Origin of the sequence: Kribbella polygonati, assembly GCF_050320105.1 — a bacterium.
GTDB lineage: Bacteria > Actinomycetota > Actinomycetes > Propionibacteriales > Kribbellaceae > Kribbella.
Window position 1 is genome coordinate 8,556,248 of sequence record NZ_CP190129.1, and the last position, 22,851, is coordinate 8,579,098.

At 68.3% G+C, this 22,851-nt stretch carries 23 protein-coding genes; 8 read left to right on the forward strand and 15 right to left on the reverse strand.

Features of this window, described 5'->3' with window-relative positions; genetic code table 11:
* Both ACQHIV_RS41260 and ACQHIV_RS41265 read right to left on the reverse strand, forming a co-directional pair.
* Nucleotides 1-2,454, reverse strand: a complete 2,454-nt coding sequence (locus ACQHIV_RS41260) for an ATP-binding protein (protein WP_427890085.1) — start codon at nt 2,452-2,454, stop codon at nt 1-3.
* Between the two features lie 255 nt (nt 2,455-2,709).
* Nucleotides 2,710-2,784 carry a 50S ribosomal protein bL37 gene (locus ACQHIV_RS41265; RefSeq protein WP_369759046.1) on the reverse strand — a complete coding sequence of 25 codons (75 nt, stop codon included), beginning with the start codon at nt 2,782-2,784 and terminating at the stop codon, nt 2,710-2,712.
* A gap of 309 nt (nt 2,785-3,093) precedes the next feature.
* Between ACQHIV_RS41265 and ACQHIV_RS41270 the strand changes: the two genes are divergently transcribed.
* On the forward strand, nt 3,094-4,404 hold the full coding sequence (locus tag ACQHIV_RS41270) for an HD-GYP domain-containing protein (protein ID WP_427890086.1): 1,311 nt from the start codon (nt 3,094-3,096) through the stop codon (nt 4,402-4,404).
* On the forward strand, nt 4,401-5,684 hold the full coding sequence (locus ACQHIV_RS41275) for an HD-GYP domain-containing protein (RefSeq protein ID WP_427890088.1): 1,284 nt from the start codon (nt 4,401-4,403) through the stop codon (nt 5,682-5,684). Before ACQHIV_RS41270 ends, ACQHIV_RS41275 begins: the two co-directional genes overlap by 4 nt.
* Here ACQHIV_RS41275 and ACQHIV_RS41280 read toward each other — a convergent pair.
* The 3 genes from ACQHIV_RS41280 to ACQHIV_RS41290 form a co-directional block, all read right to left on the reverse strand.
* Nucleotides 5,646-6,356 carry a DUF5317 domain-containing protein gene (locus tag ACQHIV_RS41280; protein WP_427890090.1) on the reverse strand — a complete coding sequence of 237 codons (711 nt, stop codon included), beginning with the start codon at nt 6,354-6,356 and terminating at the stop codon, nt 5,646-5,648. The two genes, ACQHIV_RS41275 and ACQHIV_RS41280, sit on opposite strands and share 39 nt — an antisense overlap.
* A gap of 107 nt (nt 6,357-6,463) precedes the next feature.
* On the reverse strand, nt 6,464-8,095 hold the full coding sequence (gene mctP / locus ACQHIV_RS41285; protein ID WP_427890092.1) for a monocarboxylate uptake permease MctP: 1,632 nt from the start codon (nt 8,093-8,095) through the stop codon (nt 6,464-6,466).
* On the reverse strand, nt 8,092-8,358 hold the full coding sequence (locus tag ACQHIV_RS41290; RefSeq protein WP_380194502.1) for a DUF3311 domain-containing protein: 267 nt from the start codon (nt 8,356-8,358) through the stop codon (nt 8,092-8,094). Before ACQHIV_RS41290 ends, mctP begins: the two co-directional genes overlap by 4 nt.
* A gap of 85 nt (nt 8,359-8,443) precedes the next feature.
* Here ACQHIV_RS41290 and ACQHIV_RS41295 point away from each other — a divergent pair, with 85 nt between their 5' ends.
* Complete coding sequence (locus tag ACQHIV_RS41295) at nt 8,444-9,412, forward strand: endonuclease/exonuclease/phosphatase family protein (RefSeq protein WP_427890094.1); 969 nt, start codon at nt 8,444-8,446, stop codon at nt 9,410-9,412.
* Here the strand turns inward: ACQHIV_RS41295 and ACQHIV_RS41300 are convergent.
* Complete coding sequence (locus ACQHIV_RS41300; protein WP_427890095.1) at nt 9,409-10,311, reverse strand: DUF2785 domain-containing protein; 903 nt, start codon at nt 10,309-10,311, stop codon at nt 9,409-9,411. The genes ACQHIV_RS41295 and ACQHIV_RS41300 overlap by 4 nt on opposite strands.
* A 105-nt stretch (nt 10,312-10,416) precedes the next feature.
* On the opposite strand from ACQHIV_RS41300, the gene ACQHIV_RS41305 reads away from it, so the two are divergent.
* Entirely contained in the window at nt 10,417-11,895 is a 1,479-nt protein-coding gene (locus ACQHIV_RS41305) for a sensor histidine kinase (protein ID WP_427890097.1), read from the forward strand.
* Between the two features lie 50 nt (nt 11,896-11,945).
* Here the strand turns inward: ACQHIV_RS41305 and ACQHIV_RS41310 are convergent, their stop codons facing one another.
* Nucleotides 11,946-12,197, reverse strand: coding sequence for a WhiB family transcriptional regulator (locus ACQHIV_RS41310; RefSeq protein ID WP_130383822.1), 252 nt, complete (start codon nt 12,195-12,197; stop codon nt 11,946-11,948).
* 426 nt (nt 12,198-12,623) lie between these two features.
* On the opposite strand from ACQHIV_RS41310, the gene ACQHIV_RS41315 reads away from it, so the two are divergent.
* A complete protein-coding gene (locus ACQHIV_RS41315) occupies nt 12,624-12,956 on the forward strand; it encodes a hypothetical protein (RefSeq protein WP_427890100.1) in 333 nt (110 codons plus the stop codon).
* A 2-nt stretch (nt 12,957-12,958) separates the two neighbouring features.
* Here the strand turns inward: ACQHIV_RS41315 and ACQHIV_RS41320 are convergent, their stop codons facing one another.
* The 8 genes from ACQHIV_RS41320 to ACQHIV_RS41355 all read right to left on the reverse strand — a co-directional run bounded on the left by ACQHIV_RS41320 (nt 12,959) and on the right by ACQHIV_RS41355 (nt 19,468).
* Nucleotides 12,959-13,738, reverse strand: a complete 780-nt coding sequence (locus tag ACQHIV_RS41320; RefSeq protein WP_427890102.1) for an RNA polymerase sigma factor SigF — start codon at nt 13,736-13,738, stop codon at nt 12,959-12,961.
* Nucleotides 13,735-14,127 (reverse strand): ATP-binding protein, encoded by a 393-nt coding sequence (locus ACQHIV_RS41325; protein ID WP_380194511.1) that lies wholly within the window; start codon nt 14,125-14,127, stop codon nt 13,735-13,737. Before ACQHIV_RS41325 ends, ACQHIV_RS41320 begins: the two co-directional genes overlap by 4 nt.
* 96 nt (nt 14,128-14,223) lie before the next feature.
* Nucleotides 14,224-15,000 (reverse strand): amino acid ABC transporter ATP-binding protein, encoded by a 777-nt coding sequence (locus ACQHIV_RS41330; protein ID WP_427890104.1) that lies wholly within the window; start codon nt 14,998-15,000, stop codon nt 14,224-14,226.
* Nucleotides 15,000-15,974 carry an amino acid ABC transporter permease gene (locus ACQHIV_RS41335; RefSeq protein ID WP_427890106.1) on the reverse strand — a complete coding sequence of 325 codons (975 nt, stop codon included), beginning with the start codon at nt 15,972-15,974 and terminating at the stop codon, nt 15,000-15,002. The genes ACQHIV_RS41330 and ACQHIV_RS41335 overlap by 1 nt, the downstream gene beginning before the upstream one ends.
* 8 nt (nt 15,975-15,982) lie before the next feature.
* Complete coding sequence (locus tag ACQHIV_RS41340) at nt 15,983-16,894, reverse strand: ABC transporter substrate-binding protein (protein ID WP_427890108.1); 912 nt, start codon at nt 16,892-16,894, stop codon at nt 15,983-15,985.
* 174 nt (nt 16,895-17,068) lie between these two features.
* On the reverse strand, nt 17,069-17,818 hold the full coding sequence (locus ACQHIV_RS41345; RefSeq protein ID WP_427890110.1) for an amino acid ABC transporter ATP-binding protein: 750 nt from the start codon (nt 17,816-17,818) through the stop codon (nt 17,069-17,071).
* A gap of 1 nt (nt 17,819) precedes the next feature.
* Nucleotides 17,820-18,635 (reverse strand): amino acid ABC transporter permease, encoded by an 816-nt coding sequence (locus tag ACQHIV_RS41350; protein ID WP_427890111.1) that lies wholly within the window; start codon nt 18,633-18,635, stop codon nt 17,820-17,822.
* On the reverse strand, nt 18,632-19,468 hold the full coding sequence (locus ACQHIV_RS41355; RefSeq protein WP_427890113.1) for an ABC transporter substrate-binding protein: 837 nt from the start codon (nt 19,466-19,468) through the stop codon (nt 18,632-18,634). The genes ACQHIV_RS41350 and ACQHIV_RS41355 overlap by 4 nt, the downstream gene beginning before the upstream one ends.
* Before the next feature lie 203 nt (nt 19,469-19,671).
* Between ACQHIV_RS41355 and ACQHIV_RS41360 the strand changes: the two genes are divergently transcribed.
* From ACQHIV_RS41360 to ACQHIV_RS41370, 3 genes are all read left to right on the forward strand, one after another.
* Entirely contained in the window at nt 19,672-20,871 is a 1,200-nt protein-coding gene (locus tag ACQHIV_RS41360) for an NAD(P)-dependent malic enzyme (RefSeq protein ID WP_427890115.1), read from the forward strand.
* A gap of 432 nt (nt 20,872-21,303) precedes the next feature.
* Nucleotides 21,304-22,272: a zinc-binding dehydrogenase gene (locus ACQHIV_RS41365; RefSeq protein ID WP_427890117.1), complete on the forward strand. Its 969-nt coding sequence runs from the start codon at nt 21,304-21,306 to the stop codon at nt 22,270-22,272.
* Entirely contained in the window at nt 22,273-22,776 is a 504-nt protein-coding gene (locus tag ACQHIV_RS41370; protein ID WP_427890119.1) for an N-acetyltransferase family protein, read from the forward strand.
* Nucleotides 22,777-22,851 lie beyond the last annotated feature (75 nt).

Here is a 22,851-nt window from a genome sequence, read left to right on the forward strand (position 1 = left end):
TCAGATGGCGAAGGTTGTGATCTCGTAGTCCGCGGTATCTCCGCGGTGGAGTTTTTCAAGCAGCCGGCGCGCATCTGCCAGGTAAACCTTGGGTGAGTTCTGAAGCAGCGTGGCGGCCTTGTTCAGATGCTCGATTGCCGAGGCAGCGTTGTTCTGTGCGGCGTCGATTCTCGCCAGTTCGACGTACAGACGCCCTTCTCGCTCGAGATCGTGAGTGATCAGCGTGGTCTGCAGGCCGGCTTGAACGTGGTTGACGGCGTTGCCGAAGTCTCCGTGGCCGGCGTGTGCGATCGCGAGAAGATGGTGTGCCTCGGCCTGAAAGGTCGCGTCGCCCGCCTGCTCGACAAGGGCCAGGCCGGCGAGACCCGCTTCTACTGCCTCCTGGTACCGCCCGACCTGCACATGGGCGAAGGCTGCATTGGCGTACCGTTTGAAGGCTGCTCGGGTATCACCTGCCCGCTCGGCCAACGCGATGCCTTGGGCGAAGGCCTCGTCCGCCCGGTCGAAGTCTCCGGTGCGGTCGTAGAGGCTGCCGACGGCGATCAGTGCTACTCCCTCCAGCGTCGAGTCATGAATCGTTCGGCTCAGCGAGAGGGCGATCCTCCCGTACGCCAGCGCGTCGCCGATCTGTCCTTCCATGCCGAGCAGATAGGCAAGGGACGAGCAGCACCGAGCCTGACCGAAGAGATCGTCGATCCCGGCGAACATCCGCAGGGCGACCTGGATGGTTGCGATCGCCGCGCCGACGGCACCGTTCTCGGCGTCCGGGATGGCACTGTCGTGCTGCAGCCAAGCAGCCACCGCGGGCCGGCCGTGCTGCCGGGCGAGTTCTGTGGCGCCGGTACCCAGCTCGCGCATCTCTTGCCAACGTCTTCGGGACTCGAGATAGCCGAACAGCGCAAGCGGCAGCTCGGCCAGCAATGCACCGTCCCCGCGACCCGACTGACGGATCTGCCGGTAGCGGTCCATCACATTGCGCTGCTCCGCGTCCAGCCAGCTCAGGGCAAGTCCCCGGCGGCTGAAGGTCGGAAGCAGCCCACTGACTCCAACAGTCGCCAACGGCAGCCGTGGGCTGGTCGGGTGCGTGAAGGCTTGTGCTGCCCAGCCTGCCTCGACGTAGTACCGCAGGACCCGGTCCATCGCTTCGTCACGCTGGGCCGGTGTCCCGTCTCGCTCGGCGATCTCCCGGCCGTACGCGCGAATGAGGTCGTGGAAGCGGTAGCGCGCGGGGGCCAGAGACTCCAGCAGATTCAGGTCGACCAGGCGTTCGACGATGGACCCAGCCTGGCCGAGGGGAACCTTGAGGAGCGCGGCAGCGACGCCGGTGGTGATGTCTGAGCCGTCCGGAATCGCCAGCCAGGGCAGGGCGGCGGCGGCCTGGCGGTCGAGGTCGCGGTCGCTGTTTTCGAGGAAGTGTACGGAGCTGGCGATGCTGGCGCGTACGCCGGTTTCGTCGGAGCCGAGGCTGTCGAGGCGGCGTTCCTCGTCCTTCAGCAGGTCGACGAAGTGCTGGATCGGCCACGTCGGACGGGTCGCGAGCCGGCCGCCGACCAGGCGGATCGCCAGCGGCAGCCGGCCGGCGTACCTGGCGAGGACCTGGGTGGCGTCGGGCTCCGCGACGACCCTGGTCTGGCCGATCACGCCGGCGAGCAGGTCGACCGACTCCGACTCCGAGAGGGCGTCGAGGAGGATCTGCCGGGCACCCGGGAGATTCGCGAACGAACCCCGGCTGGTGATGATCGCCGACGAGCCCGCGTGCCCTGGCAGTAATGGCAGCACCTGGGTGATGTCCGCCGCGTTGTCGAGCAGCATGAGCACGCGCCGGCCGGCCAGCTGGCTGCGCAGCAAGGCCGTTGCCTCGTCGACGTTGTCCGGGATCGAGGCCACGTCGGAACCGAGCGAGCGCAGCAGGTGACGCTGGGCGTCCGTCGGCGTCATCGGCTCGCCGGGGCCGTAGCCGCGGAGGTTCAGGTAGAGGTGGCCGTCCGGGTAGCTGCCGGCCAGTTTGTGGGCGGCGTGGACGGCGAGCGTGGTCTTGCCGATGCCGCCCATCCCGGTGATCGTGACGAGCCCGACGGACGACGGATCCCGAAGTACAGAAAGGATTGCGTCGACCTGCGCGGCGCGGCCGGTGAAGTCCGGGGCGGCGGGCGGCAGCTGCCACGGCGTCGGCGCCTGGTCGGTCGCGGGGTCCTTCGGCGGCGTGCGCGGAGTGCCGAGCTTGCCGCGGGCAACGGTGCGGAACTGGTCGGCTTCGGTGGGTGTGAGGGCGAGCGCCTGGACGAGGGCGCGGACGGTGTCGGCGCGCGGGCGGCTGCGGGTGCCGCGTTCGAGGACGCTGATGGCCTGCTCGCTGAGGCCGGCGCTTTCGGCGAGGGCGGCCTGGGTGAGGCCGGCGCGGGTACGGAAGGTACGGAGCAGCTCGCTCAGGGTCGGCGTAGCCGGCTCGTTCACTCCCACCCTCCTTGATATCGGTCAGTACCGGAAACTTCCGGAGCTAACTCTAGGGGGGATCCGCCACCGCGTGCTGGCGGTTGTCCACAGGGAGCACCGAAGATCCAACGATCGTTTGAAAGATCGCATTCAGTATGCGGCTGAAGACTCTCCGAATACAGGACCTCTGATTAGCTGGTCTGGTGTAAACCTGTGACCAAATCGCAAAGACCCCGGATTTCTCCGAGGTCCTCGCTGTCTGTAGCCGCCTTACGTTCAGGCGTTGGGGCGCTTGCCGTGGTTGGCGCCCTTCTTCTTGCGTGCACGGCGCTTCCGGCCGGTCTTTCCCATTCCTAAGCCTCCTTGAAACAACTGCAAAGAGTCACAGTCTCTCATATCACGCCGAGTTCCTCACGTCCTCCGGCGGGTCACGGTTGGGCTTACAGTGTTTCGGCGCGGGCCTGATGAGCAAAATTCAGACGAGTCAGCGAAGAGCTGTCTGCCCCCTTACGTCCGGTGATCACCAGACGTAAGACCGCGACCGCTGATCGGAGGTGACGTATTATGACCGGCGACGTCTGGGACTGGTGAACCTTCTCTCGTGGAGGGCATGGGATGACGTGGCGCCCGCGGGTTAGGACGCTGCGGCTTGTTGTCTCGGTGACAACGGTCGTTGCCATCATCGCCCTGGTTTGGGCGATCCATGCGACTCGCTCGCCTCTCGTAGTCGCTGGGCTGTGCATGGTCGCCCTCGTCGCCAGTTCGCTGCGTTCCGTACATACGCAACGACAGATCGAGTTGGTCTCCGTCGTGCTCGTCGCGGTGTATGTCATCGCGGGACCTGAGGCGGCCGTGGTGGTTGCAGCCGCCGGATCCCTGGTTCAAGCTCCCGCTCCGGCGATCAAGCGCATCTTCAACAGCGCGCAGCGGGTGCTGTCAGCCGCGGGCGGTGCAGTTGCCTATGCCGCGCTGGGCGGCCCGGTGGGGACAGCAGCGTTGGACCGGATCCCAGCCGCGATCGTGGCGACGACCATGGCAAGTATCGCGCTGCAGGTGGTGAATGCACTCCTGATCTCCATGGTGCTCGGCCTCGAACGTGGCCCGAGTGGTGTGAAGGAATTTCTCCGGTATGTCGTCCGGTCGACCGCGATCCCGGTCCTCGGCTACGGACTGCTCGGCCTGTCGATGGGTGTGATCTGGATCGGTGGACTGAACATTCTCGCCGGGGTGCTGATCCTCGGGCCGCTTCTGGTCGCCCGCTGGGCCCTCTCGCAATACGAGGCCGAGCGGAAGGCACAGGCGGCGGCCTTGCGCGCCTTCATCCAGGTCATCGAGACCAAGGACCTGTACACCCGTGGCCATTCCGAGCGGGTGAGCGAAGGCGTCGGCATGCTGGGCCGCCAGCTGCAGTTGCCGAGCGATCGGCAGCAGGCGTTGGAACACGCAGGTCTGCTGCACGATGTCGGCAAGGTCGGCGTTCCGACCAGCATCATCCGGAAGGCGGGACGGCTGGACGACTCCGAAATGGATGCGATCAGGTTGCACCCCGCGCGCGGTGTCGAGTTGATCGGGAACATCCCCTTCCTCGAGGAGGTCAAGTCCGCGGTCCTCCATCATCACGAGAAGTACGACGGAACGGGATATCCCGCCGGGCTCAGTGGCACCAACATTCCGTACTTCGCGAGGATCATCGGCATCGTCGACGCGTTCGACTCGCTGACGTCGACCCGGTCGTACCGTCCGGCGCGCACTGTGGCCGAGACGATCGCGATCCTCGTGCAGGACCGCAATACGCACTTCGACCCCGAACTGGTGGACGCGTTCGTCGAGATCGTCGAGCGGGAAGGCTGGAAGCCGGCGGCAGCCGAGCAGCCGGCGCCGAACGGCGAACTCGAGACCCCCATCGACCACGACGACCTCAGCCTCGGCACCGGAGGCGGTGCCAGTGGGTCGGCGGCCGGGCCGGTATGAGAGCGTCCACCAAAGCTGAAGGGCACGAGCCCGAGGGCTTCGGCAGCGGGGTGGTGATCCTCGTCGCGGGAGCTGTGCTCGGCGTGGTGAGTACCGGGATGACTGCGCACCGCGGCGTCACCGGGTGGCCGTTCGCGCTGACCTTCGGGGTGCTGATCGCGGTCGGTGAGATGGTGCAGTTCCGGGTCGACCGGAGCCGTAACCGGGCACCGATCGCGACCAGCGCGGCTCTGGGCTATTGCCTGCTACGCGGACCTGACGTTCCGGTCCCGCCTGAGGTGGCGCAGATCGTGGCGGTGACGACGATCGCAACAGCGATCGGTGTGCTCCCACGGATCATTGCCGGTTTGTGGTGGGATGCCGTCGTCTCTTGCCGCCGCCTGCTGTCTGTCGGTGCGGCGGCGGTGGTCTTCGCCGCTATCGTGCCCAATGACCTTGCCTGGGACGGCTCGGTGGCGCATGCCTTGCCGCTGGGCGGAGCGATGTTGCTCGCGGTCTCGTCGGCTGCTGGGCTCGACGCCGTCGTCGGAGCCGGCCAGGTCACCGAGCGATACAGCAAGCCGTTCCCCGCGGCGTTGCGGGACGAGTTGGGCGTGACCGCACGGATCGGGATGGCCATGGCGATCAGCGGCATGCTGCTCGCGGCAGGGACGTCGATCGTCGGACTCTGGGCCCCGCCTCTGGTGCTGGTACCGCTGCTATTCACGCAGTTCGCCTTCAGGAGGTACTCGTCGGCGCAGCGGACTTATCGGACTACGGTGCGGTCGATGGCTCGGAGTACGGAGATTGCGGGGTTCAGTAGTCCGGGGCAGAACGCGCGGACGGCGGCGTTGGCGGTGGCGATCGGGAACGATCTGGGGTTGACGCCGGGGCGGATGGAGGCGTTGGAGTATGCGGCGCTGCTGTCCGGGGTGGGGCAGTTGGCGTTGGCGGATCCGAGTCCTGGTGGGGCTTCGTTGTTGCGGACGCGGGAGGAGCGGCAGCGGGCGGCGGAGATCGGGGCGGCGGTGATCGAGCGGTCCGGGGTGCTGGACCATGTGGCCGAGATCGTGCGGCACTCCAACGATCCGTACCGGCACGGGCGGGCGAACGACTCGTCGATTCCGGTGGAGAGCGGGATCGTGAACGTCGCGCTGGCGTACGAGCAGCTGGTGGGGGAAGGCTCGGGGCAGTCGCCGGACAAGGCGATGGAGTCGATCGGGCTGGGGATCGGGGCGGAGTACGACCCGGTCGTCGTGGAGTCACTCCGGCGCGTGGTCGGGCGCGGCTTCCGCTTCTGACGATCGCTCGCGGCCGGCTTCTGTTGCCGGCGGGGGCTCGTGGTGAGGCTCGGTTTGGGAGGAGAGTTCTCGGTTGGCTTTGGGGGAGAGGTGGAGGAGGGCGGGGGTGCCGGCGCAGGGTTCCAGGGTGTCCCAGATCGGGGCGGTGGTGGCGGGGACGTGGCCGTTGGCGCCCATGCCGGCGTACAGGAGGAGGCCGGCGCCGGCGGCGATGAGTACGTCGCCGGGGCTGATCGCCTGACCCAGTCCGGGGAGCGCCACGGGTACGACGTCTCCCAGCCAGGGCAGGCGGGTCGACGAACCGGCGAGCTCGTGGCGGGCGTCGGTGATCACCGCGTTGCCGACTCCGGCACGTTCGAGAGCACGCAGGGAGACGGGCATCGCGCCGTTCAGTGCGACGACGACGGCGTTGCTGAAGAAGCCCAGCGCCAGCAGGCCGACGCCGGGGTGGCGCAGGTTCAGGCGGAGGAAGACCGCGATGCAGATCGCGGATCCGATCAGCCCGATCGGGTACGCCGCGCCGCCGAAGAGCGAGCCGAGCAGTTGGCCGATCGCCGCCGCGGCGAGCCAGTGGATGCCGGTCAGCGTGTTGCCGGCCAGGTTGCCGAAGCGGCCGCCGGTCGCGAGTGCCGCCCCGCACGCGAGCACCATGACGAGGAGGACCAGCAGCACGGGTGTGATTCTGCCGAATCAGCGGCCCGAAACCGGGCAAGCTGACCCCGCAGCGTGTCGATTCAGCCGCAAATGGTGACGGCAGCCGAAGCTGCCGTCACCGTCGCTCACGACTTGGCGGGTTCGATCACCTCGGCGACACCGGGGTCGCCCCGGTCCGCGGTGTAGTCCGTGGGATGCGTGGTGTCCTGCCCGTCCGCGACCTTCAGGGCCCGCAGTACGAACGTCAGCACCACGACCACGATCACGTTGATCACGAACGCGGTCAGCGCGATGTACGCCTGCGTGTCGGTGAACGGGATCTTCGCCAGCGATCCGCCGAAGTGCTTCTTGGTCGCCGGGTTCACCACGTTGTACGCCGAGATCGTCCCGAACACCATCGCCACCGCCCAGCCGGCCAGCAGCGCCCACTTGTGGAACCAGCGGGTGTACAGCCCGACCACGATCGCCGGGAAGGTCTGCAGGATCCAGATCCCGCCGAGCAGCTGCAGGTTCAGCGCGATCGTCTTGTCCATCCCGAGCACGAACACCAGCGCGCCGACCTTCACCAGGAGGGACGCGAGCTTGGACACCTTGGCTTCCTGCGCCGGGGTGGCCTCGGGCTTGATGAACGCGCGGTAGATGTTGCGGGTGAACAGGTTGGCCGCCGCGATCGACATGATCGCCGCCGGCACCAGCGCGCCGACCGCGATCGCCGCGAACGCGATGCCCGCGAACCAGGACGGGAACTCCTGGTCGAACAGCCGCGGGATCGCCAGCTGCGGGTTGGCCAGGCCGTCGAGGCCCTTCACGTTCACGTTCGCCTTGATCGCCATGAAGCCGAGCAGGGCGAGCAGCCCGAGGAGCAGCGAGTACGCCGGGAGGATGGCGGCGTTGCGCCGTACGACGTTCCGCGTCTTGGTGGACAGCACCGCGGTCACCGAGTGCGGGTACATGAACAGCGCCATCGCGGAACCGAGGCCGAGCGTCCAGTAGGACACGTAGCCCGCGTCGGCCGGGATGAACGACCCGGTCGGCTTGCCGGTCACCGGGTTCGGCTTGGCCATCTTCTCCTGCGCCGCGTGGAAGATCCCGTCCCAGCCGCCGAGCACGTGCGGCAGGTAGAAGATCGCGACCAGGATCACCACGTAGATCAGGAAGTCCTTGACGAACGCGATCATCGCCGGCGCCCGCAGACCCGAGGAGTACGTGTACGCCGCGAGTACGGCGAACGCGATCAGCAGCGGGAGGTCCTTGGCCAGCGTGTTGTTGCCGCCGAGGCCCATCGTCTCGAAGACGGCCTGCATACCGACCAGCTGCAAGGCGATGTACGGCATCAGCGCGAGGATGCCGGTGACGGCGACCGCCAGCGAGAGCAGCTTGCTCCCGTACCGTCCCTGCACGAAGTCGGCGGGCGTCACGTACCCGTGCCGGTGCGAGACCGACCACAACCGGGCCATGAAGATGAACACGATCGGGTACGCGACGATGGTGTACGGCACTGCGAAGAACCCGCTGATCGCACCGGTGGCGTACATCGCGGCCGGTACGGCGATGAACGTGTACGCCGTGTACAGGTCGCCGCCGAGCAGGAACCAGGTGATGAACGTACCGAACCCGCGGCCGCCCAGCCCCCACTCGTCGAGGTTGTCGAGGTGGCCGGTACGGCGCCAGCGGGCCGCCATGAAGCCCATCGCGGTGACGCCGGCGAAGATCACCACGACGATGATCAGTTGCACCCAGTCGACCTTGGTGTTCACTGGTCACCGTCCTTGTCCGGGTCGCCCAGGCCCTGCTCGGCCCGGCGCCGGCGCTCCTCGGCGCGGAGCAGGCGGTAACTGATGCTGACCAGGATCGCGGACAGGAAGACCCAGAGCAGTTGGTACCAGTAGAAGAACGGGAAACCCCACAGGTGCGGGTCCTTCTTGGCGTACGTCGGCACCAGGAGCGGTACGACGACAGCCACCACCAGGAGCACACCGGAGATCCAGTACGCGGGTCTGATCGCGGACAATCGGGACACTGCAAACCTCCTCGGAGGGACATACAGGCGCAACGGAGCACGCTACCGTTCGTCCGGACAAGCGACCAGACCATCGGGTGGGTGCATGGGTAACGAAAAGGCATGGTTCGTACGGCGGCTCGTGCTGTCCGTGCTGTTCCTCGTCGTCGTTGCCATGCCGCTGTTCCCGGAGCTGTTCGGGCTCGACGAGCTGACCCCGTTCACGCAGGTCGCGGCGTTCCGCCCGCAGGCCCTGGTGATCGTGTTCGTGCTGGCCCTGCTGATGCTGGTACGACGGGGCTGGCGGATCGCGGCGGCGTTGATCGGCGTACTGGCGCTGATCGGCGCGGCGATCACCGCGCCGCGGCAGTTCTCGTCCGCGCGGCCGGCGCCGGCCGGGGCGCGGGTGCTGACGATCATGGTCGCGAACGTCTTCGGCGGCGGTGCCCGGGCCGCGGACGTGGCGCAGCTGATCCGGGACGAGAAGCCCGATCTGGTGTCGTTGCCCGAGGCACGGGCCGACGTCCGCGAGCAGATCCGCGCGTTGCTGCCGGACCAGCAGTACAAGGGATACACCGACCAGACGAGCAGTGCCGCGCCGAGCGCGACGAGCGTGCTGGTGGCACCGGCGCTCGGCGACGTGGCGTTCGCGTCCGAGACCGGTACGACGTTCGGGAACATCGTCGTGACGGGTGGGAACCTGGGGGACATCCGGCTGATCGCCTACCACGGCTACCCGCCGCTGCCGGACGCCGTGACGACCTGGGCGCACGACCTCCTGAAGGTCCGCGAGTGGTGCTCGCAGGACCCGCCGACGGTGATCGCGGGCGACTACAACGCGACCGTCGACCACGCGGACTTCCGGTCCGCGCTGGGCGGTTACTGCCGCAGCGTCGGCCCGTCGGTCGGCGGCGGGCTGCAGGGCACCTGGCCCGCGGACCAGCCCGCCGTACTGCGGACGCAGATCGATCACGTGGTGGTGACGCGCCAGTTCGAGCCCGGGCACTTCGCGACGTACCCGATCCGCGGCACCGACCACCGGGCCGTCGTCGCGACGGTCGCGCTGCGGCCCTAGGAGGTCGTCGCGGGCCGGTAGATGTACGGCTGCGAGGCCTGCACCGCTTCGGTCAGCATCAGCAGCATGTCCGCGCGGGCCTCGATCGGCCGGCCGAACAGCTCGTCGTCACCGGGGATCGGGAAGCCCTTCACGCCGATCGCGAGCTGGCTGAGCAGGACGTGCAGGACGCCGCGGGCGTTGAACACGTTCGGCGACGGCCACTCCGGGAGCGTCTCGTGCATCAACGGCTGCTGCCCCGCGGTCGCCGCGATCGGCTTCAGCCAACGCTCGAGCTCGTCGCTGGACAGCATGTTCCGGTGCAGGACCGTCATCACCGCGTGCGCCACCCGGTCGTGCTCCTCGTGCACCCAGCGGTACGGCGTGTCCTTCACGATCCGGTCCGCGAGTACGTCGAGCAGCGCCCGCAGCACGCCCGCGTCGCAGTGCCGGGACCGGGCCAGCGCGCCGATCGCGTCGGCGCCGTGGGCAACGGCATGCGCCCACCCGCAGTCCTGCACGTAGCCGCGCAGGTCCCGCTCGCGCAGCAGCCAGGTCGCCAGCCGGTCGCCCCAGCGCATCACCACCTCGTCGTGCACCAGGAACTCGGCGTTGTCGCGGTGGATCACCTCCGCCAGCGTCAGCGCGGTGAACGAGCGGCGGAAGACCGTGTCGGTACCGTCCTCACCGAGCCCGTAGTTCAGGCCGGCGCACAGGCCGTCCCCGAAGCCGGGCAGCAGATCGTCGTACACCCCGCGCTCCAGCCAGGTGGCGAGCGTCGGGTACGCGAGGGCGTCGCGGACCTGGGGGTTGGTGCTGGCCAGGCCGCGAACGAGCTCCTCGGTGAGATCGGTCAGCGTACGGTCGTGCGGTACCGCGTAGTCCGCGGCCATCACGTCCTGCCAGTACGTCGACTCCACCCGAGCATCCTTTCATCTGTCGCTGCTCAATCAACACCCACACACGCCAACTTGTCGAGCGGACCAGTAATCAGCCTGGTATAAGCCGATCGGTAGCATCGGACCGTGCCGTCTTTGACCGATGTGGCGCGCAACCACACCACGCTCGACCAGGCCGACCTGGACCGCCTGCAACTGCTCGTCTCCGACTGGCAGATGCTCGCCGACCTGTCGTTCGCCGACCTGGTGCTCTGGCTTCCCGACACCGAGGGGCTGGGCTTCTGGGCCGGCGCGCAGATGCGCCCGACCACCGGGCCGACGGCGTACCTCGACGACATCGTCGGGAGCTTCATCCCGCGCGGCCGCCGGCACCTGCTGGACCAGGCGTACGACGGCGGCCGGATCTGCCGCGAGGGCGACCCGGAATGGCGCGACGACGTACCGGTCCGGGTCGAGACGATCCCGGTCCGGCGCGGCTCCCGGGTGATCGCGGTGATCGCCCGGAACACCAACCTGCTCGGCGTCCGGACCCCGTCCCGGCTGGAGATCGCGTACCTGCAGAGCGCGACGGACCTGGCCCGGATGATCACCGACGGCATCTTCCCGTACGGCGGCGAACGGCTGCTGTCCACCACCCCACGGGTCGGTGACGGCTGTATCCGGGTCGATCGGCACGGGATGGTGACGTTCGCCAGCCCGAACGCGTTGTCGGCGTACCGGCGGATGGGGCTGGTGACCGACCTGGTCGGCTCCCGGCTGAAGGACGTCACCGCGGAGTTGCTGCATTCTGGACACAAGGTCGACGACGTACTCGCGTCGGTGGTCACCGGGCGGGCCGCCAAGGAGATCGAGATCGAGAACGCCGACGCGACGCTGTTCCTGCGCGCGATCCCGCTGCGCTCGGACGGCCAGCACGTCGGGGCGCTGATCCTGCTCCGGGACGTGACGGAGCTGCGCAGCCGGGAACGGGAACTGGTCACCAAGGAGGCGACCATCCGGGAGATTCATCATCGCGTCAAGAACAACTTGCAGACGGTCGCCGCGTTACTGCGGATGCAGGCCCGCCGGATCACGGTGCCGGAAGGACAGGACGCGCTGGCCGAGGCGGTCCGCCGGGTCGGGTCGATCGCGATCGTGCACGAGACGCTGTCGGAGTCGTTCGACGAGCACGTGGACTTCGACGACGTCGCGGACCGGGTCGGGGCGATGGTCGCGGACGTGTCGACGGTCGCGACCACGGTGGAGACCCGGCGTACCGGGTCGTTCGGCGTGCTGGACTCCGAGGTCGCGACGCCGTTGGCGATGGTGCTGACCGAGCTGATGCAGAACTCGGTGGAGCACGCGTTCGGGGCCCGGGACTCCGGCGCGGCGAGCGGGACGATCGAGCTGGTCGCCGAGCGGGCGCTCGGCCGGCTGCACATCGACGTACTCGACGACGGCAAGGGTTTGCCGACGAACTTCGACACCGAACTCTCCGGCAATCTCGGCCTGTCCATCGTCCGCACCCTGGTGATCGGTGAGCTCGACGGGACCCTGGAGTTCGGCCCGCGGCACGACGGTAAGGCAGGCACCCAGGTCACCCTGGACATCCCGGTCGGGGACTAGAAACACAAAGGCCCCGCGGTGCGTTCCGCGGGGCCCCGAAGAGGACTTGCTCAGGCGGTGCGGATGCGTTGCCGGGCGTTGCGGCGCTTCAGCGCACGACGCTCGTCCTCGCTCAGGCCGCCCCACACACCGTGGTCCTGGCCGGCTTCCAGCGCCCATGCCAGGCACTGCTCACGCACGTCGCAGCGTCGGCACACCTGCTTGGCCTCCTCGATCTGCATGATCGCGGGCCCGGTGTTGCCGATGGGGAAGAACAGTTCCGGGTCCTCGTCGAGGCATACGGCCCGGTGGCGCCAATCCATGGCGGATCCCATCTCTCTCAGTAGTTGACGTATGCTGCCGGGTAGGTCTGTGCCCGATCAGCGGTGCTGTAGTCGGTTCGCGAGGCTCCGGGGGTTGGTGCCGCGTTGTGTTGTGAACGCTTTCACGAACGAGACCATGTTCCCAATCTTCGTGGATCGAAACAAGGGTTATGAAGTTGTCGTTCCGATCACAACGCTTCCTTAACACTAAGTACTGGCACACAACGGCGCTCTTCATCCGGTTATCGGACGAAGCGGCCCAACTGCAAGTACCCGTTCACTGCAGGTAACCGTTCCAACCATCTTTTGGTTACGCACAACCTCGAATCACGGCACTAAGCTGGTGAAGTGCCGACCGACTCCCCAGTTGCCGCAGTCCCGAGACCGCTCAAATTAGCGGCGGTAGTGGTCGCTGTGGAAGGGCTTGTGCTCATCGTTCTCGGAATTGCCCAAGCCTTGACGGTCGACAGCTCTCGCCTGGTGCTCGGGCTCACCACCACGGGCTTCTTCCTGGTGTACGGCGTGGGCCTCGTCTTCGTCGCCGTCCGTGGTCTCTGGAAGGCCGCGCGCTGGAGCCGCGGGCCGACGGTGTTCACGCAGCTGATCCAGCTGCTGATCGCGTACAGCCTGTGGGACGGCGGATCCAAGGGAATCGCGGCCGGCCTTGCCGTACTCGCCGTCGTGATCCTGGCGTGCGTTTTCCAGAAGGCGTCCACCGAGGCACTGACCGCTGGTGACTCCAACGATCACGTTCTCTAGCGCTACTCCTTGAGCAGGCCCGTCCGGAGTTCGGTGAGGGTACGGGCGAGCAGCCGGGAGACGTGCATCTGCGAGATCCCGATCTCCTCGGCGATCTGCGACTGCGTCATCCCGCGGAAGAACCGCAGCGTCAGGATCCGCTTCTCCCGGGTGTCCAGCTGGGCCAGCAACGGCTTCAGGGACTCCCGGTACTCGACGCTCTCCAGCGCCTCGTCCTCGCCGCCGAGCCCGTCCAGCACCGTGGTCGCGTCGGTCTCGTTCTGATCGGGAGCGTCCAGCGACAAGGTGTTGTACGCGTTCGCGGACTCCAGGCCCTCGATCACCAGGTCCGGCGACAGCCCGAGCCGGTCGGACAGCTCCGCCACCGTCGGCGCCCGGCCGAGCTCCTGGGTCAGCTCCGCCGTCGCGGCGGTCAGCGACAGCCGCAGCTCCTGCAGCCGCCGCGGCACCCGGATCGCCCAGCCCTTGTCCCGGAAGTACCGCTTGATCTCGCCGAGGATCGTCGGCGTCGCGTACGTCGAGAACTCCACCCCACGGTCGGAGTCGAACCGGTCGATCGCCTTGATCAGCCCGATCGTCGCCACCTGGACCAGGTCGTCGTACGGCTCGCCGCGGTTGCGGAACCGGCGGGCCAGGTGCTCCACCAGCGGCATGTGCAGCGCCACCAGCCCGTCGCGCGCGGCCGGATACCCTGGATCCTGCGAACCGGCCGCCATCTGCTGGAAGAAACCGGCGGTGCGGGTCCGAAGATCAGGCGATTCCTGGGCTTGTTCCTCAGTCACAGGCTCTCCGTGGCGGAGGCGGTGGCCGTCACGGTGATCGTTAGCCGGCCGTCGATGGTCTCCGCGGCGGCCGACTCGACCAGCGCGGTCAGCACGGTCCAGCCGAACGACGTGGTGTCCGGGCGCCAGCCGTTCGGTACGACGGCGCTCGTCCGCACCGTCAGCTGCGGCGGCGCGATCTGGAACACGCACTCCAGCACCCCGTCCGCGGACTGCGGCAGCAGCAGCGCGCACGCCTCGTCGACCGCGATCCGCAGGTCGTCGATCGCGTCCAGCGTGAAGTCGTTACGGGCCGCGAGGTTACCCACCACCGACCGCGGTACGGCGATGTACGCACTGTCCGCCGGGATGCTCAGGCGAACCTCGGCGGCTCCTCCGGTGCTGCTCACATCGTCTCCCTCGTATCGACCCCACTCGCCGTACATCATCCAACCTCAACGGGTTCGACGCACGGCGAACGGGGGTCGGTCGAGGGAGCAGACGTCCTACGGGTGTTCGTGTTCGGAGCGCAGGCGGGTCAGGAACGCCTGGGTGCGCTGGTGCTGGGGGTTGCCGATCACGTCCTTCGGCGGGCCGGCCTCGACGACCACGCCGCCGTCCATGAAGACCACGGTGTCGGCCACGTCCCGGGCGAACGACATCTCGTGGGTCACCACGATCATCGTCATCCCGTCCAGGGCGAGCTCCCGCATCACCGCGAGCACCTCGCCGACCAGCTCCGGGTCGAGCGCGGACGTCGGCTCGTCGAACAGCATCAGCTTCGGCTGCATCGCCAGCGCCCGCGCGATCGCCACCCGCTGCTGCTGACCACCCGACAGCTGCGCCGGGTAGGCGTCGCAGCGGTCCGCGAGACCGACCCGGTCGAGTAGCTTCATCGCCCGCTCCCGGGCACCCTTCTTCGCTTCCCGGCGGACCTGCGTCGGTGCCTCGACGATGTTCTCCAGCGCGGTCATGTGCGGGAACAGGTTGAACCGCTGGAAGACCATCCCGATCTCGCGCCGCTGCGCCGCGATCTCCTTGTTCTTCAGGCGGTACAGCTTGCCGTCGCGTTCGGCGTACCCCATCAGCTCGTCGTCGACCCAGATCCGGCCGCCGTCGATGGTCTCGAGCTGGTTGATGCAGCGCAGGAAGGTGGTCTTCCCGGACCCGGACGGGCCGAGCAGGCAGACCACCTGCCCGCGCTCGACGTCCAGGTCGATGCCCTTCAGTACTTCGTTGTGGTGGAAGGACTTGCTCACGTTGACCGCATGTACGAGCGGCATCAGGCACCTCCCGCCCCGGCCGGGCGCGCGGCCCGGGGGCCACGCGGTGCCTTGGTGGTCCCGAACCCGCGGCCGAAGTGCCGCTCCAGGAAGTACTGCCCGACCATCAGCACGCTCGTCGCGGCCAGGTAGTACAGGGTCGCGGCGACCGCGATCGGGAACGTCTTGTAGTAGTTGCTGCCGATCGACTGCAGCTGGTAGAAGAGCTCGCCGATCACCGGCACCGCGACCAGCAGCGAGGTGTCCTTCAGCATCGCGATGGTCTCGTTGCCGGTCGGCGGCACGATCACCCGCATCGCCTGCGGCAGCACGACCCGGCGCATCACCTTGCCGCTGTTCATCCCGAGCGCCTGGGCGGCCTCGGCCTGGCCCCTGTCCACGCTCATGATCCCGGCCCGGGCGATCTCGGCCATGTACGCCGCCTCGGACAGCCCGAGTCCGATCACACCGGCGACCAGGCCGGTGAACACCTGGTTCGCGTCCAGGTTCAGGAACCGCCAGTCACCGGACAGCCCGAACCAGCCGATCAGCTTCCAGTCGAACGGGAACCCGAACGAGATGCCCTGCGGGAACAGGATCCCGAGCGTGCCCATCGTGAACAGCAGGATGTACCGCGGGATGCTCCGGAAGAACCAGGTGAACACCCACGAGACACCCGACAGGATCGGGTTGTCCGACAGCCGCATGACCGCCAGCAGGACGCCGCCACCGACACCGACGATCATCGACAGCGCGGTGACCAGCAGGGTGCCCTTCAGGAACCCGTTGATCACCGGCTGCTGGTTCATCGCCTGGAAGACGAACTTCCAGTCGAAGGCGCTGTTGGTCACCAGCAGGTGCACCAGCATCGCCACCAGGATCGCGATCACCGCGATCGCGACCCAGCGGCCGGGATGCCGCACCGGTACGGCGTCGATCGCGCCCGGCCGCTCCGGGACGGCGTCCTGCGGCCGGGCTTCAGTCTCCGTACTCATGACTCAGCTCACGGGTTCACAGCGAAGTCGGTGATGGCGCCCGAGTCGTTGTTCCACTTCTGCAGGATCGACTTGTAGGTGCCGTCCGTGTTCAGCCCCTGCAGTGCCTGGACGATCGCCTGCGCGAACGCGGTCTCCGACTTCGGGATCACGTAGCCGTACGGCGCCGCGTCGTAGATCTGGCCGAGCTGCTCGAGCTGGCCGTTGGTCTGCTTGATCGCGTCCAGGACGACGGGGGAGTCGGCGAGCATCGCGTCGGTCTTGCCGGACGCCAGGTCCGCGGTCGCCTGGTCCTGCTTGTCCCGCGGCAGCACGTTGATGGCCGGCTTGCCGGCGTCCTTGCACTTCTTCTGCCGGATCGGCAGGTCGTCCTGCTGCTGCGTCGTACCGGTCTGCACTCCGACGGTCTTGCCGCACGCGTCGTCGGCGTTCACGCCCTTCGGGTTGCCCTTCTTGACGGCCCACAGCGTGCCGGCGCTGAAGTAGCTGACCATGTTGACCTGCTTCTTCCGCTCGGCGTTGACGGTGAACGACGAGATGCCCATGTCGTACTTGCCGCCCTGGACGCCGGTGATGATCGTGCTGAAGGTGGCCGGCTGCCACTCGACCGTGACGCCGAACTTCTGCGCCACCGCGTTGAACAGGTCGACGTCCATGCCGACGACGGTCGTACCGCCCTGCAGGAACTCGTTCGGCCGGTAGGTCGCGTCGACGCCGACGACGATCTTCTTGGCGGCCTTGATCTTCGGCGGCAGCGAACCGCTCAGGTCGGGACCGTTGCTCGACGGAGCGCTGGAGGGGGCGCTCGACGGGGCGGTCGACGGCGACGAGCCGCCGTTCTCGAGAGAGTTCGAACCGCAGCCGGCGGCCGCCAGAACCAGGACGCCGGACAGTACCAGCGCCCTCCGCAGGACAGACATCTGGTCCTCCAAGACCGGGCACCGGTCGGCCCGGTGCCGTGTGTCCGCATCTTGACACAACGCCCCGCGGGCCGCGCACGGACCAACCCGGAACAGAGACCTTTTCGTAGTCTGACCGCTGCCACGCTGCGTATCCGTCGACCGACCGGACACGCAGCGTGACTGAGAGTGCGCTCAGGTTTCCACGTGGGTCGGGTCCAGCACCCGGCGCAGGAAGGTCCGGGTGCGCTCCTCCTTCGGGGCGCCGATCACGTCCGCGGGCGGGCCCTGCTCGACGATCACGCCGCCGTCCATGAACACCACCCGGTCCGCGACCTCGCGGGCGAACGCCATCTCGTGCGTGACGACCAGCATCGTCATACCGTCCAGCGCGAGCTTGCGCATCACGGTCAGTACGTCGCCGACCAGCTCCGGGTCGAGCGCGGACGTCGGCTCGTCGAACAGCATCAGCGCCGGGTCCATCGACAGCGCCCGGGCGATCGCCACCCGCTGCTGCTGACCGCCGGACAGCTGGGCCGGGTACGCGTCGATCTTGTCGCTCAGCCCGACCCGTTCCAGGTTCGCGCGGGCGACCCGGTCCGCGTCCGCCTCACCGCGCTTCAGAACGGTGCGCTGGGCAACGGTGCAGTTCCCCAGCACGGACAGGTGCGGGAACAGGTTGAACTGCTGGAACACCATCCCGATCTGCTGCCGGGCGGCGTCCAGGTGACAGTCCGGGTCGGTGATGTCCTCGCCGCGGACGATCACCTGGCCCTCCTGGGGCGTCTCCAGCAGGTTGACGCACCGCAGCAGCGTGGACTTGCCGGACCCGGACGGGCCGATCACGCACACGACCTCGCCCTGCTCGACGGCGAAGTCGATGCCGCGCAGGACGTGGTTGCTGCCGAACGACTTGTGCAGGTTCTTGATCTCTACCAGGGCCATGTCAGCGGGTCCTCGCAGTCCGGGCTTCGAGCCGGCGGGCGAGGATGCCCAGCGGCAGGGTGATCACCAGGTAGCAGAAGCCGCAGACCACGATCGGCGTCAGGTTCGAGTCCGTGTTCGCCAGGTCCCGGCCGAAGCCGGTGAGCTCGTAGCCGTCCGCGGCGACGCCGATCATGAACACCAAAGAGGAGTCCTTGACCAGCAGGATCAGGTCGTTGGTCAGCGGCGGCAGCACGATCCGGAACGCCTGCGGCAGCACGATCTTCCGCATCGCCAGCCCGGCCGGCATGCCGAGCGAGCGGGCCGCCTCGACCTGCCCCTTCGGGACCGCCTGGATGCCGGCCCGGATCACCTCGGCCATGTACGCCGACGCGACGATGCCGAGCGCCAGCCAGACCACGCCGTACGGGTCCCACGGGATCGTCAGCCCCGGGAACGCCAGTGGCAGCAGGCTGAACGCGATGAACACCACGATCGCCGGCAGCCCGCGGAAGAACTCGATGTACGCCGTCGCGATCCAGCGGTACGGCGCCACCTGGCTGAGCTTCATCAACGCCAGCAGGGTGCCACCGGTGAGACCGATCACGAACGCGCCGGCGGTGTACTCGAGCGTCTTCACCAGCGCCAGCAGCACGCCGTTCTCGAACGTCGACCTGATGAACGACGGCCGGAAGAACACGCTCGCGATCTGGTGCCAGTTCGCGGCGAACACGGCGGCGACGATCAGTACGACGAGGATCGCGTACTGGATCCAGCGGGAGCGCTGCGCCCGCCGGCGCGGACTCAGTCCTTTTCGTTCAACGGTTGGGGTACTCACTTCTTCGGCTCAACCCCGAACCACTTCTTGTAGATCTCGGCGTACTTGCCGTCCGACTTGGCCTTCTTCAGCAGCTCGTTGAACTTGGCCACCAGCTTCGGGCCGCTGCCGTCCTTGAGCGCGCCGAAGCCGTACTGCTCGCCGGTGTTGAACTCGGCGACCACGGCCATGTCCTGGTTGTCCTTGACGTAGTCGTACAGCACGCCGTTGTCGTTGATCGCGGCATCGACCCGGCCCGACTTCACGTTGTTCTCCTGCAGCGCGAGGTCGTTGAACGGGATGACGGTGTAGCCGTTCGCCTGGGCGTTCTTGTCGGCGTACGTCTTGCCGGTGGTGTCGGCCTGCGCGCCGAGCTTCTTGCCGCGCAGGTCGGCCAGCGACTTGATGCCGGAGTCCTTCTTCGCCAGCAGCACCTGGGTTGCGTCCATGTACGGGTCGGTGATGCTGATCGCGGCCTGCCGGGCCGGCGTGATCGTCATCGCGCCCATGCCCATGTCGCACTTCTTCGCCTGGAACGCGGCGCCCGAGGTGACCTGCGCCCACTCGATGTTCACCACGTCGTACTGCACGCCGAGGTCCTGGGCGACCAGGTCGAGCAGGTCGACGTCGAAGCCGACGACCTTGGTGCCGTCCTTGTACTGGAAGGGCTTGTACGGCAGGTGCGTGCAGATGGTGAGCTTGCCGGGCTTCACGAGCGTGATGCCGGCAGCCTTCGCCTTGTCGTCGGATCCGCTGCTGCCGGAGCCGCCGCAGGCGGTGAGCGCGAGCGCGAGGACGGCGACCGAGGCGACGGCCTGCGCCCGGCGCTTGCGGAGAGTGGGGACGATGTTCATCGCGGATTCTCCTCGACAGGGGTTGTGAATCCCCGCATCCTGGCACACGCCAGGACGATGTGGGGCCCCTCACAGCAGACCAGTTGGCGCTGTGGTTTACTCGTGACAGACGGGTGACCCCCTGGCAACGGCGCCGTTCGACGCACCCTCATCGAACGCCCACACAACACGTTTCCGCTCGCTCTTTCCCGAAGGGTCCCCGCATGGTCGCCCAAGCTGTTGAGCCCGTTGTTCCCTCCGATCCGTACGCCGGTGACGCCGTCTTCGAGCTGCACCGCGGCGGCAAGATCGAGGTCACGTCGTCGATCCACGTCCGCGACGCCGACGACCTGTCCAAGGCGTACACCCCCGGCGTCGCGCGGGTCTGCACCGCGATCGCCGAGGACCCGTCGCTGGTCCGCCGCTACACCTGGAAGTCCAACGTGGTCGCGGTCGTCACCGACGGCACCGCCGTCCTCGGGCTCGGCGACATCGGGCCGGCCGCGTCGCTGCCGGTGATGGAGGGCAAGGCCCTGCTGTTCAAGGAGTTCGGCGGCGTCGACTCGGTGCCGATCGCGCTGGACTGCACGGACGTGGACGAGTTCGTCGAGACGGTCGCGCGGATGGCGCCGACGTTCGGCGGGATCAACCTCGAGGACATCTCCGCGCCGCGCTGCTTCGAGATCGAGCGCCGGCTGAAGGAGCGGCTGGACATCCCGGTGTTCCATGACGACCAGCACGGTACGGCGGTCGTCGTACTCGCGGCGCTCCGGAACGCGCTCCGGGTGACCGGGAAGTCGATCGAGGACATCCGGGTGGTGATCTCCGGGGCCGGTGCGGCCGGGGTCGCGTGCGCGCGGATCCTGCTGCAGGCGGGCGTCGGCGATCTTGCCGTGGTCGACAGCAAGGGGGTCCTGCACGAGGACCGCTCCGACCTGAACCCGGTGAAGTTGTCGCTGGCCCGCGACACCAACACCGGCGGGCTGTCCGGCCGGTTGGTGGACGCGCTGGTCGGCGCCGACCTGTTCCTCGGGGTCTCCGGCGGCACGGTCCCCGAGGAGGCGGTCGCGCAACTGGCGCCCGACGCGATGATCTTCGCCCTCGCCAACCCGAACCCCGAGGTCCACCCCGACATCGCCCACCGCCACGCCGCGGTCGTCGCCACCGGCCGCTCGGACTTCCCCAACCAGATCAACAATGTGCTGGCCTTCCCCGGCATCTTCCGCGGCGCCTTCGACGCCAACGCCAGCCGAATCACCGAAGGCATGAAACTCGCCGCCGCCAACGCCCTGGCCGACCTGATCACCCCCGAAGACCTCCGCCCCGACTACATCATCCCGTCCCCCTTCGACCCCCGAGTAGCCCCCGCCGTCTCCACCGCGGTCGCCGCCGCCGCCCACACCGACGGCGTAGCCCGCCCCTAACCCGGCCCAGCAGGCCCCGCCCCCCACCCGGGGTGCGGGGCCCGTGCGGCCCTGCCCCGAGTCCCCCGCCCCCGCGCCCGCCCCGCGCGCCCGCCCCGCACCCCAGCGCCCTCGAGCCCCGCGCGGGCGGTGCGGCTCGCGCCGGGCGAGTCAGGGGGTGGGCGAGGGTGTGGTCGGGCTGAGCACGCTGCGGCGGGCGACGCCCCCGCAAGCCCGAGGCGTGGGGCGCGGGGTGGTGTGGCCTGCCCCGCGCCCGTCGAGCCAGGTACGGGCGGTGCGGCTCGCGCCAGCCGGGTGCGGGCGGTGCGGCTCGGGCGCGTCGAGTTAGGGGTGGGGTTTCGTGGTGTCGCCGGAGGCGTTGGGCTTTTGGGTGGGGTGGGGCGGTGATGTCGGTTACTGAGGGCCGGAGGATGGGGGCCTAGGGTGGTTCGCATGCTTGCTGCTTATGCTGCGAAGTTCGATGTCGAGGACCCGGTCGCCGCGCTGGAGGTGGGGGAGCGGCCTGAGCCGAGTGTGCCCGACGGGTGGGTGACGATCGACGTACGGGCGACTGCGCTCAATCACCACGATCTGTGGTCGTTGAAGGGCGTCGGACTGGCCGAGCAGAACCTGCCGATGATCCTCGGGTGTGACGCGGCGGGTGTGGACCCGGACGGGAACGAGGTTGTCGTGCACGCGGTCGTCTCGGACCCGGCGTGGAAGGGCGACGAGACGCTCGACCCGAAGCGGTCGCTCCTCAGCGAGCGGTACCAGGGCACGCTCGCGCAGAAGGTCGCCGTACCCGCACGCAACGTCGTACCGAAGCCCGCGGGCCTGTCCTTCGAGCAGGCGGCATGCCTCCCGACCGCGTGGCTCACGGCGTACCGCATGCTCTTCACGCAGTCCGGCCTTAAGCCGGGCGACACCGTGCTCGTGCAGGGCGCCGGCGGTGGGGTCGCGACCGCGCTGATCACGTTGGCGCGCGCCGCCGGGATCCGCGTCTGGGCGACCAGCCGCGACGAGAACAAGCGGGCGAAGGCCCTGGAGATCGGCGCGCACGACGCGTTCGAGTCGGGCGCGCGGCTGCCGGAGCGGGTCGACGCGGTGATGGAGACCGTCGGCCAGGCGACCTGGTCGCACTCGCTGAAGTCGCTCAGGCAAGGCGGCACCCTGGTGATCTCCGGCGCGACCAGCGGCCAGGCGCCGAAGTCCGCCGAGCTGAACCGGATCTTCTTCCTCCAGCTCCGCGTCCAGGGCTCCACGATGGGCACCCGCACCGAGCTCGCCGAGCTGGTCCAGTTCATGGCGAACGCCGGCATCTCCCCGCACATCGACACCGTCCTCCCGCTCGCCGAGGCCCGCACCGGCTTCGAGAAGATGAACAAGGGCGACGTCTTCGGCAAGATCGTCTTTACTGTCTGAGTGCAACCCGAGATCAGGCCCGCCACGGTCGACGACGCCGAGGCGGGCGCGTGGTGTCATCTGCTGTGCTGGCGGGAGGCGTACGCCGGTCTCGTGCCGGCCGAGCAGCTTCTGGAGCGTACGTCGGACATCGAGCGCCGGACCTCCCGGTGGCGCGCCAATCTCGGTGAGGGCCGGAAGCGCTGGATCGCGCTGAACCCGGACCCGTCGGCGCCCGTCGAGGACCGGGTCGCCGGCTTCATCGGTACCGGGCCTGGACGTGACGACGACGCGCCGCTCCCGTTCGAGCTGGAGGCGATCTACACCCGGCGGGCGTTCTGGAAGACCGGCCTCGGTACCCGACTACTAGACGTTGCCGTCGGCAAGCAGCCCGCGTTCCTCTGGGTGTTCGAGGGCAACGCCCAGGCGCGCGCCTTCTACCAGCGCCACGGCTTCGCGCCCGACGGCACGTCGAAGTACGACCCGTACTTCGGCCTCCAGGAGATCCGCATGATCCGTCACTAAGTTTCACGCCTGAAACATTCGCGTCGCACCCAGGCAACGAGGTGGAGCGAGGCTGTTCCTACCGCCTGAGCGACG